Here is an 8,724-nt window from a genome sequence, read left to right as displayed (position 1 = left end):
TCGGGGCGCCGCCCCGAACCCCGCCGGGGGGGATAATCCCCCCCGGACCCCCGTAGGAATCACACTTCGAAATGCTGCCCCTCTTTCGGTGCCTCGCAGAGACAATCCGAATCCATGGCCGACAACACGCTCCGCGCCTCCTCCAGCTTGGCGGCAATGGCGGTGTCGTCCTGGTCCGGATCGTGATGGAAAAGATGCAGGGCCCCCACACCGGCCCGATGCGCCAGACGCGCCACCTCGGTCACGGAGGAGTGCCCCCAGAGATGCCGTTTGGCGTACTCCTCCTCGGTGTAGGTGGTATCCGAAATCAGCACGTCGCAGCCCCGCACGAACTCCGCCAGACGTTCCATGTAACGGGCGTTGTAATGGGCATGATCCCGAGGCAGAAGCTCGTGGTCGGTGAGGTAAACGATGCTGCGGCCATGATAGCTCACCCGGTAGCCCAGACAGTTGCCCGGATGGTTGAGCAACATGGTGCGCACCGTGGTATCCCCGAAGGAGAGGGTCTCCTCCTTGAGATTGTGGAAATAGACCCTGGCGCTGAAGGCTTTGATCTGAATGGGGAAATAGACCCCGTCCATCTGGGCGGAGATCAGCTCCCGCATGGAGACATCCCCGTGGGAGGCCCCGAGAATCTCGAACTCGTTGCCCGCTACATAAAGCGGGGCGAAAAAGGGCAAGGCGTTGATGTGGTCCCAATGGGGATGCGAAATGAAAATACGCGCCTTGAAACCCCGGTGTTTGGCTTGCATCAGATGGCTGCCCAGATTCTTGATGCCCGAACCGGCGTCGAAGATGAAATAGTTGCCGTCGGGCAAACGCATGGTCACGCAGGAGGTATTGCCGCCGTAGATCAGCGAGCTGGGCCCCGGAACCGGCAGGGTGCCCCGCACCCCCCAGTAGGTCAGATCCACATGCTCCGCCAGAATGGCCGTCACCTGCTCGACGAAAAGATCCGCGCGGATGGGCTTGGTCAGGAAACCGTCCGCGCCGAGGGCGAAAACCCGCTGCCGGTCGAACTCGTAGGCCTTCATGGAGAGGACGATGACCTTGAGCCGGGGCATGCTCGGATCCCCGCACAAACGGTGGCACAGATCGAACCCGTCCATGTCCGGCATCATCAGGTCCACGATCAAACAGTCGGGCGCCGCTTCCCGGACCTGGGCCAGGGCCTCCAGACCGGAGGAAAAGGTCGTGACCCGATGTCCCGCCCCCCGCAGCAGCTCGGCCAGGACGGTGAGCAGCTCCGTATCGTCATCGATAAGGAAAAAGTTCAGGGCTCCCTCGACGGTCGGCATCGGCTTGTGTCTCTCGGCAGGGCAATGGCCCGACCTTTCAGGTCGGTAGCCGGATGGATCAATTTCTTAATGTACGTTTACTCTTTCATCGTCTTCCGCGCAACCCCAGCCAAAGTTAGAAGAGGATGACATGAGACGGGGTGCGTCCTGAAGCGATTCCTGATAGAATGTTCCCGTTTCGCTGCCGTGGTCCGGGCGGGAGCGAAAAGGGTGGTTTCACCCTGGCCCTGGGGGCTTTCACGCCGGGATGTGGAAGAGTTAGGCACGTGACGACGGCTGACAGAGAGGACGGGTTGGTTCCCGTCAATATCGAAGAAGAGATGGAGCGCTCCTACCTCGATTACGCCATGAGCGTGATCGTGGGCCGGGCCCTCCCGGATGTGCGCGACGGACTGAAACCGGTGCATCGGCGGGTGCTGTTCGCCATGCAGGAACTGGGCAACGACTGGAATCGCCCCTACAAAAAGTCGGCCCGCGTCGTCGGCGATGTCATCGGTAAATACCATCCCCACGGGGATGTCGCCGTTTACGACACCATCGTGCGCATGGCCCAGGACTTCTCCATGCGCTACATGCTGGTGGACGGTCAGGGCAACTTCGGCTCCGTCGACGGCGACGCCGCCGCCGCCATGCGGTACACCGAAGTGCGCATGACCCGTCTGGCCCACGAAGTGCTGGCCGATCTCGACAAGGAGACCGTGCCCTTCGGCCCCAACTACGACGGCTCCCTGACCGAACCCCTGGTGCTGCCCTGCCGCTTCCCCAACCTGCTGGTTAACGGCTCCTCGGGCATCGCCGTGGGCATGGCCACCAATATCCCGCCCCATAACCTGGGCGAGGTCATCGACGCCACCTGCGCCCTCATCGACTCCCCCGACCTCACCGTGCGCGAGTTGATGCGCTTCGTACCCGGCCCCGACTTCCCCACCGGCGGCAGTATTCACGGCATCGGCGGCATCTTTTCCGCCTACGAAAACGGGCGCGGCAGCCTGGTGGTGCGCGCCACCACCCGCACCGAATCCAACAAGGACGGACGCGAAACCATCATCGTCGAAGAACTCCCCTACCAGGTCAACAAGGCCCGACTGGTGGAACGCATCGCCGAGTTGGTGCGCGAAAAGAAGGTCACCGGCATCTCCGATCTGCGCGACGAGTCGAACCGGCAGGGCATGCGCATCGTCATCGAGATCAAACGCGACTCCGCCGCCGACGTGGTGCTGAACCAGCTTTACAAACACACCCCGATGCAGACCACCTTCGGCATCAACAGTCTGGCCCTGGTCGGCGGGCGACCCCAGGTGCTGGGCATCAAGGCCATGCTGGAGGCCTTCATCAACCATCGCCGCGAAGTGGTCACCCGGCGCACCCTCTTCGAACTCTTCAAGGCGCAGAAACGCGCCCATATTTTGGAAGGTCTGGCGGTCGCCCTGGCCAACATCGACGAGATCATCGAACTGATCCGTCGCTCCCCCGGCCCCGGCGAAGCCAGGGAGGCCCTGGTGGCCCGTTTATGGGAACGGGGCCCGGTGGAAGCCATGCTGCTGGCCGCCGCCAGCGCCGGTCCCCTGGAGCAGGCCGGCGAAATCGCCTCCCCGCAGTTCGTGGAGGGCGGCTACCGCCTCACGGAAATCCAGGCACAGGCCATTCTCGATCTGCGCCTGCACCGCCTCACCGGCCTGGAACAGGACAAAATCCACGGCGAATTCGCCGAAATCCTGGGGGAAATCTCCGGTTTGAAGGCCATTCTGGCCTCGGATTCCCGTTTGATGGAGGTCATTCGCACCGAACTGCAGGTCATTCGCGAGGCCTACGCCGACAAGCGGCGCACCCGCATCGTGGAAGATGTCTCCGACTTCTCCCTGGCCGACCTCATCACCGAGGAGGCCATGGTGGTCACGGTGAGCCATGCGGGCTACATCAAGCGGCAGCCTTCCGCCGACTATCAGGCCCAGCGCCGGGGCGGCAAGGGCAAAAGCGCCACCGGCATGCGTGAAGAGGATTTCCTGGAACAACTCTTCGTGGCTTCGACCCACGACACCATCTTCTGTTTCACCGATCGGGGCCGGGTCTTCCGCCTCAAGGTCTACGAAATTCCCCAGGCCAGCCGCATCGCCCGCGGCAAGGCGCTGGTCAATCTGATCCCCCTGGAAGCGGGCGAAAAGGTGCGTCAGATCATGCCCATGGCCGTTCCGGCCAACGAGGTGGGCAACTGGGATCTGATCTTCGCCAGCCGCAAGGGATTGGTGAAAAAAACCGCTTTGGTGCATTACGCCAACATCCGCTCCAACGGGCTGAAGGCCATTCTGCTGATGCCCGATGACGATCTGATCGGCGTGGCCCTGCTGCCCGGCCAGCCCGGCGAGGCGGAAGTCCCCGCCGACGAGGAGGGCGGCGAGGAACTGGCGGGAGACGAGGCGGAACTGGAGGTGGTCGAAAGCGAAGAAGTCGAAGGCGGCGCGGAGGACGAGGAAGGCGGCGTGGCGGTCAGCGACGGCGCTCCCGGCCAGATCATGCTGGTTTCGGCTTCGGGCAAGGCGGTGCGCTTCCGCTCCGGCGCGGTGCGCCGCATGGGACGCGGTACCAAAGGCGTGCGCGGCATGAAGCTCAAGCCGGACGACCAGGTCATCGCCCTGACGGTCCTCTCCCCCGGCTGCGAAGTATTGACCATCACCGAAACCGGTTACGGCAAACGCACCAAGGAAGAGCTTTTCCCCACCAAGGGACGCGGCACCCAGGGGGTGATCGCCATGATCACTTCGGCGCGCAACGGCGCGGTGGTCGGAGCCCTCACGGTGCAGGAGGGCGATCAGTTGATGCTGATCACCGATCAGGGCACCCTGTTGCGCACCGACGTGGCCACCATTCGCCTGACCGGACGCAGTACCCAGGGGGTGAAGGTGCTGAACGTGGGCAACAATCAGCGGGTGGTTTCCATCGCCCGCATCCAGGAGGTGGACATCCCCCGAGACGCCATCGAAGCAGACGGCGACCTCGTGGAGGAGATTGGCGACGAGTCCGGGCCGGAAGCTGCGCCCGAGACGACAGAGGAGGTCTGAGGCGGTGTTGGACGTTCGCAGAATCCGCACGGAACCCGAAGCCGTGCAAAAGTCCCTGGAGCGGCGGGGCAAGGGCTACAATCTGGAGGGATTCCTGTCGCTGGAGGCGGAAAAGCGCCAGGTGCAATCCCGAACCGAGGCCTTGCAGGCCCGGCGCAACGCCATTTCCAAAGAGGTGGGACAGCGCAAGCAGCAGGGATTGGATGCCGGCGATCTACTGGCCGAAATGCAGGGCGTGGGGCCGGCCATCAAGGAACTGGGCGAGCGTCTGAAAGTGCTGGAAACCCGTCTGGAACAGGCGGTGCTGGAACTGCCCAATCTGCCCCATGCCAGTGTTCCCGACGGCAACAGCGCGGAGGACAACCCGGTTTTGAAGGTGGTTGGTGAGCCCCCGGTTTTCGACTTCGCCCCCCAGGCCCACTGGGATCTGGGGCCCGCTCTGGGGCTCGATTTCGACGCCGGCGCCAGGGTGGCCGGTGCGCGTTTCACGGTGTTGCGCAACACGGCGGCGCGGCTGTCGCGGGCCCTGATTCAGCTCATGCTGGATCTGCATACCACGGAACACGGTTACGAGGAAATTCTGCCGCCGTTTCTGGTGCATGAGGGGTGTTTGCTGGGCACGGGGCAGTTGCCGAAGTTCGAGGAGGATCTGTTCCGCACCCGTGACGACCCTTTTTATCTGATTCCCACGGCGGAAGTCCCTTTGACCAACCTGGTGAGGGAGGGCATTGTGGAGGCCTCGGCCCTGCCGATGCGTCTCACTGCCTGGACTGCCTGTTTCCGGCGGGAAGCCGGGGCAGCGGGGCGGGATACCCGTGGTTTGATCCGGCAGCATCAGTTCGACAAGGTGGAACTGGTGCAGATCACCACCCCGGAAACGAGCTATGAAGCCTTGGAAGAGATGACCGGCCATGCGGAAGAGGTGCTGCGCCGCCTGGAGCTGCCTTTCCGACGGGTGGCGTTATGTTGCGGGGACATGGGCTTTTCGGCGGCCAAAACCTATGATCTGGAAGTCTGGCTTCCGGGTCAGGGCTGCTACCGGGAGATCTCCTCCTGTTCCAACACGGAGGATTTCCAGGCGCGTCGCATGAAGGCGCGTTATCGCAGCGGTGAGGGCCGGGTCGACCTGGTCCACACCCTGAACGGCTCGGGCGTGGCGGTGGGACGGGCGCTGGTGGCGGTGCTGGAGAACTTCCAGCAGGCCGACGGCTCGGTAGTCCTGCCGGATGCCCTGCGCCCCTACATGGGTGGCCTGGAGCGGATTCAACCGAAAGGTTGAGCATGTTGCGGATGGGTGGCCGAGTGGTTGAAGGCAGCGGTCTTGAAAACCGCCGAACCGAAAGGTTCCGTGGGTTCGAATCCCACCCCCTCCGCCAAACTCCGATTTATCGTTTTGATTAATTTATAAATGCATGCAAATGAAAGAGAAAAATTTCAAAACTGTTACCCCTTCCTCCTGAACCCAAGCACGAACATGCTCCTTCCGTGCATCGCCCAGGAGGAGTGGGAACGCTGAATCCAGCAGACGCACAGATTGCCTCGCCGAGGGCTTGCGCAAAAATGACTCCGGTATTTTTTGTGGAAAGATGGCAGAGTGATTTAATGCAATGGTATTGAGAGCTTACGTTCAGGCGGTACAAAAATAACGGAAAGTGATATAAAATAATAAAGCGTTATAAGGGCTTTTTCGGCAACAGATTTAGCGCCGTTTGGCAGATTCTTGGCACGTCACAGAGTTAGGTGGGTTGGCAGCGCGGTTGAATGCACTTGTCTTGAAAACTAGCAAGGATGTAAGTCCTTCCAGGGGTTGAATCCCTGACCCACCGCCAATTTCATGGATGTTCCGTAGCTATTGAGGGATGGTTGTGAGCGTCTTCGATCTGTTCTCTAAGCGTCAGAAGCGCGCCCGTGGCGAAATGCCCGATGTCTATGTCTATGACGACCTACCGCAACCACTGCGGGTATAGATCGTTCACATCATTAGCGACGCCTTTGGAACCGATGGCTACAACACCAAATTTGCGGCAAAAGAATATCAGTCTGTGAAGCAAGCTCTCTGCCGCGAGTACGGATTGTTTGAATTAGTCAAACACCCCAGGTCAGACAAGGATTCGGTTTTCAACTTCTTCTTGCAGGAGCAATCCATCGAGAGGTCGCTCGATGTTGTGGAACTGTGCTTCAAGGTCATTCATGGCCACATTGCCGAAAATCAATCGTACCGGTACCACACAACGCCCAAGATTAATCCTGATGAAGCTGTCTCTGAGTTGAACGAGCGATTCAAGGAGCACGGGGTTGGCTACACATTCGAGTCTGGTGAGATCCTCCGAGTGGATTCTCAGTTCCTGCACGCTGAGGCTGTTAAGCCAACGCTGGCGGTTCTGCGTGACAAGAACTTCAAGGGTGCGAACGAAGAGTTCCTGAAAGCCCACGAGCACTATCGACATAGGCGCTACAAAGAATGCCTTATTGATTCACTGAAGGCATTCGAAAGTACTATGAAGACGATTTGTAGTCTTCGTGGTTGGCCGACACAGCCAACGGACACGGCGAAGAGTCTGATCGATACCTGCATGAAGAATGGCTTGTTTCCTGCGTACTTCGATTCGCAGTTCTCGTCCATTCGCTCGCTGCTGGAAAGCGGTGTGCCGACAGTGCGGAACAAGAACGGTGGTCACGGACAGGGTGCAGCGCCAGTCACAGTGCCAGAATACTTGGCACGATATGCGTTGAATCTCGCTGCGACGACCATTCTCTTCATGGTGGAAGCGCACCAAGCCACGAAGTAAGCGACCTGCTCGCAGGAGGCTACGGCCTCGCGTTGCCGACACGCCCAAAAAATCGTTGCTGAGTCTCGGAGACCTGTTTTGCAATGTGCGCACTTCAACCCGCACAGGAGCAACGACATGGAACAAGCCAGACCTACACCAAGTACGAGAACTGTATATCTTACGATAGTCAAGAATATGATGAATAAGGTCGCCATATGACATCTACCACAACCCTGTCTGCTCTGCCTGATGACTATGCCGAGTGGCTAAAACATCTCAAGAGAGAAATCGCCAGCTCTCAACAACGAGCTGCATTGGTTGTTAATTCCGAGTTGGTGCAACTTTACTGGCGTATCGGACGAGAGATTCTGCTGCGGCAGGAGGCTCAAGGTTGGGGCGCAAAGGTGATTGATCGTCTGGCGCGTGATTTGAAGGACAGCTTTCCGGACATGCGTGGTTGGTCGTCCAGCAACCTCAAATATATGCGATTTTTTGCCCAGCATTGCCCGGATGGAAAATTTGGTCAGCAGCCCGCTGACCAATTGCCTTGGTTTCACATCGTGATATTGCTGACTAAGCTGGACAATCCAATGGATCGCGCTTGGTACGCGGCACAAGCAGTGCAACACGGATGGTCACGCACGACGCTGGAGCTGAACATCAAGAACCAACTACGCCTGAGGCATGGAGCGGCGGTGAGCAATTTTGTGGCGCGTTTGCCAGCGCCCGATTCAGCCTTGGCTCATGACACACTGAAAGACCCATACCTGTTTGACTTCCTTGGCCTGGGTGATGATGCGCACGAACGAGAAATCGAGTCAGGGTTGATCCGCCATATCACCCGTTTCTTGCTGGAACTGGGAGCTGGTTTTGCCTTCGTCGGAAGGCAGTTTCGACTGGAAGTCGCTGGAGACGAATTTTTCATTGACCTGCTCTTCTACCACACGCGATTGAAACGTTACGTGGTCATTGAACTCAAAGCCACCGCTTTCAAACCGGAACATGCAGGGCAGCTCAATTTTTATCTCGCCGCCGTGGATGCTCAGGTCAAGGCCGAGGATGACAAACCTACCATCGGTCTGCTATTGTGCAAACAACAAAACCGGTTGGTGGCGGAATATGCGCTGTCAGGCATTGAGAAGCCCATTGGCGTTGCCGAGTACCAATTGCTGCGTGACTTGCCGGAAATGTTGGGGCGTAACTTGCCGAGCATTGCCGAGATTGAAGCGGAACTGGCGGGGGATGTGGGAGATTTGGATGAAAAGTCATGATCGCAGACCAACTCTCACAGGGTAACTCTTGGCTGACTGGGTGGCATTGGCTGCGCGGGGATTGGATTGGTTTTGGCGTACACACCTCGTTGGGCGACTTTGTTGCGTCAGGATGTGCTGGCCTGTCTTGCCAGAAAAAACGCAATACAGCGCGTCCTGTGCGGAAAAATGCCCAAGACCTGCCCATACCTTTTGGCCGTGAGTTCGAATCCCATTGTCGGATTCGAACCGGGATTCCGGCCAGAAAGGTGCTACCCCAGTGTTACCCCTTACTGTTACCCCTGTTTCTGACGGGTGTGAGAAATTTCTTTTAAAATTCAAATATTAT

Annotated in this window: 4 protein-coding genes, 2 tRNA genes and 1 pseudogene; 6 read left to right on the top strand and 1 reads right to left on the bottom strand. The window is 59.1% G+C overall.

Features of this window, described 5'->3' with window-relative positions; all coding sequences use genetic code 11:
* Positions 1 to 59: 59 nt before the first annotated feature.
* The gene (locus HQL56_15855; GenBank protein MBF0310990.1) at positions 60 to 1,298 is read right to left on the bottom strand and encodes a response regulator; all 1,239 of its coding nucleotides are present in this window, start codon (positions 1,296 to 1,298) and stop codon (positions 60 to 62) included.
* A 167-nt stretch (positions 1,299 to 1,465) separates the two neighbouring features.
* Here HQL56_15855 and gyrA point away from each other — a divergent pair, with 167 nt between their 5' ends.
* The 6 genes and pseudogenes from gyrA (at position 1,466) to HQL56_15825 (ending at position 8,396) form a co-directional block, all read left to right on the top strand.
* Entirely contained in the window at positions 1,466 to 4,354 is a 2,889-nt protein-coding gene (gene gyrA / locus HQL56_15850; protein ID MBF0310989.1) for a DNA gyrase subunit A, read from the top strand.
* 4 nt (positions 4,355 to 4,358) lie between these two features.
* Positions 4,359 to 5,633 (top strand): serine--tRNA ligase, encoded by a 1,275-nt coding sequence (gene serS / locus HQL56_15845; protein MBF0310988.1) that lies wholly within the window; start codon positions 4,359 to 4,361, stop codon positions 5,631 to 5,633.
* A gap of 9 nt (positions 5,634 to 5,642) precedes the next feature.
* Positions 5,643 to 5,730: transfer RNA gene (locus HQL56_15840), tRNA-Ser, on the top strand.
* 363 nt (positions 5,731 to 6,093) lie between these two features.
* Positions 6,094 to 6,183 (top strand) — tRNA-Ser (locus HQL56_15835).
* A 36-nt stretch (positions 6,184 to 6,219) separates the two neighbouring features.
* Positions 6,220 to 7,143: pseudogene (locus tag HQL56_15830) on the top strand (hypothetical protein).
* Positions 7,144 to 7,340: 197 nt separating this feature from the next.
* The gene (locus tag HQL56_15825; protein MBF0310987.1) at positions 7,341 to 8,396 is read left to right on the top strand and encodes a DUF1016 family protein; all 1,056 of its coding nucleotides are present in this window, start codon (positions 7,341 to 7,343) and stop codon (positions 8,394 to 8,396) included.
* The last annotated feature ends 328 nt before the right edge of the window (positions 8,397 to 8,724 follow it).

It is taken from the genome of Magnetococcales bacterium (assembly GCA_015231925.1).
In the GTDB taxonomy this organism is placed as follows: domain Bacteria; phylum Pseudomonadota; class Magnetococcia; order Magnetococcales; family JADGAQ01; genus JADGAQ01.
Note: the sequence above shows the minus strand (reverse complement) of the source record. Positions and strands in the feature narration are given on the sequence as shown.

Bases quoted from the DNA above. Each gene is read 5' to 3' on its own strand.
- HQL56_15855 (MBF0310990.1), bottom strand. From the start codon at position 1,298: ATGCCGACCGTCGAGGGAGCCCTGAACTTTTTCCTTATCGATGACGAT.
- gyrA (MBF0310989.1), top strand. From the start codon at position 1,466: ATGTTCCCGTTTCGCTGCCGTGGTCCGGGCGGGAGCGAAAAGGGTGGT.
- HQL56_15825 (MBF0310987.1), top strand. From the start codon at position 7,341: ATGACATCTACCACAACCCTGTCTGCTCTGCCTGATGACTATGCCGAG.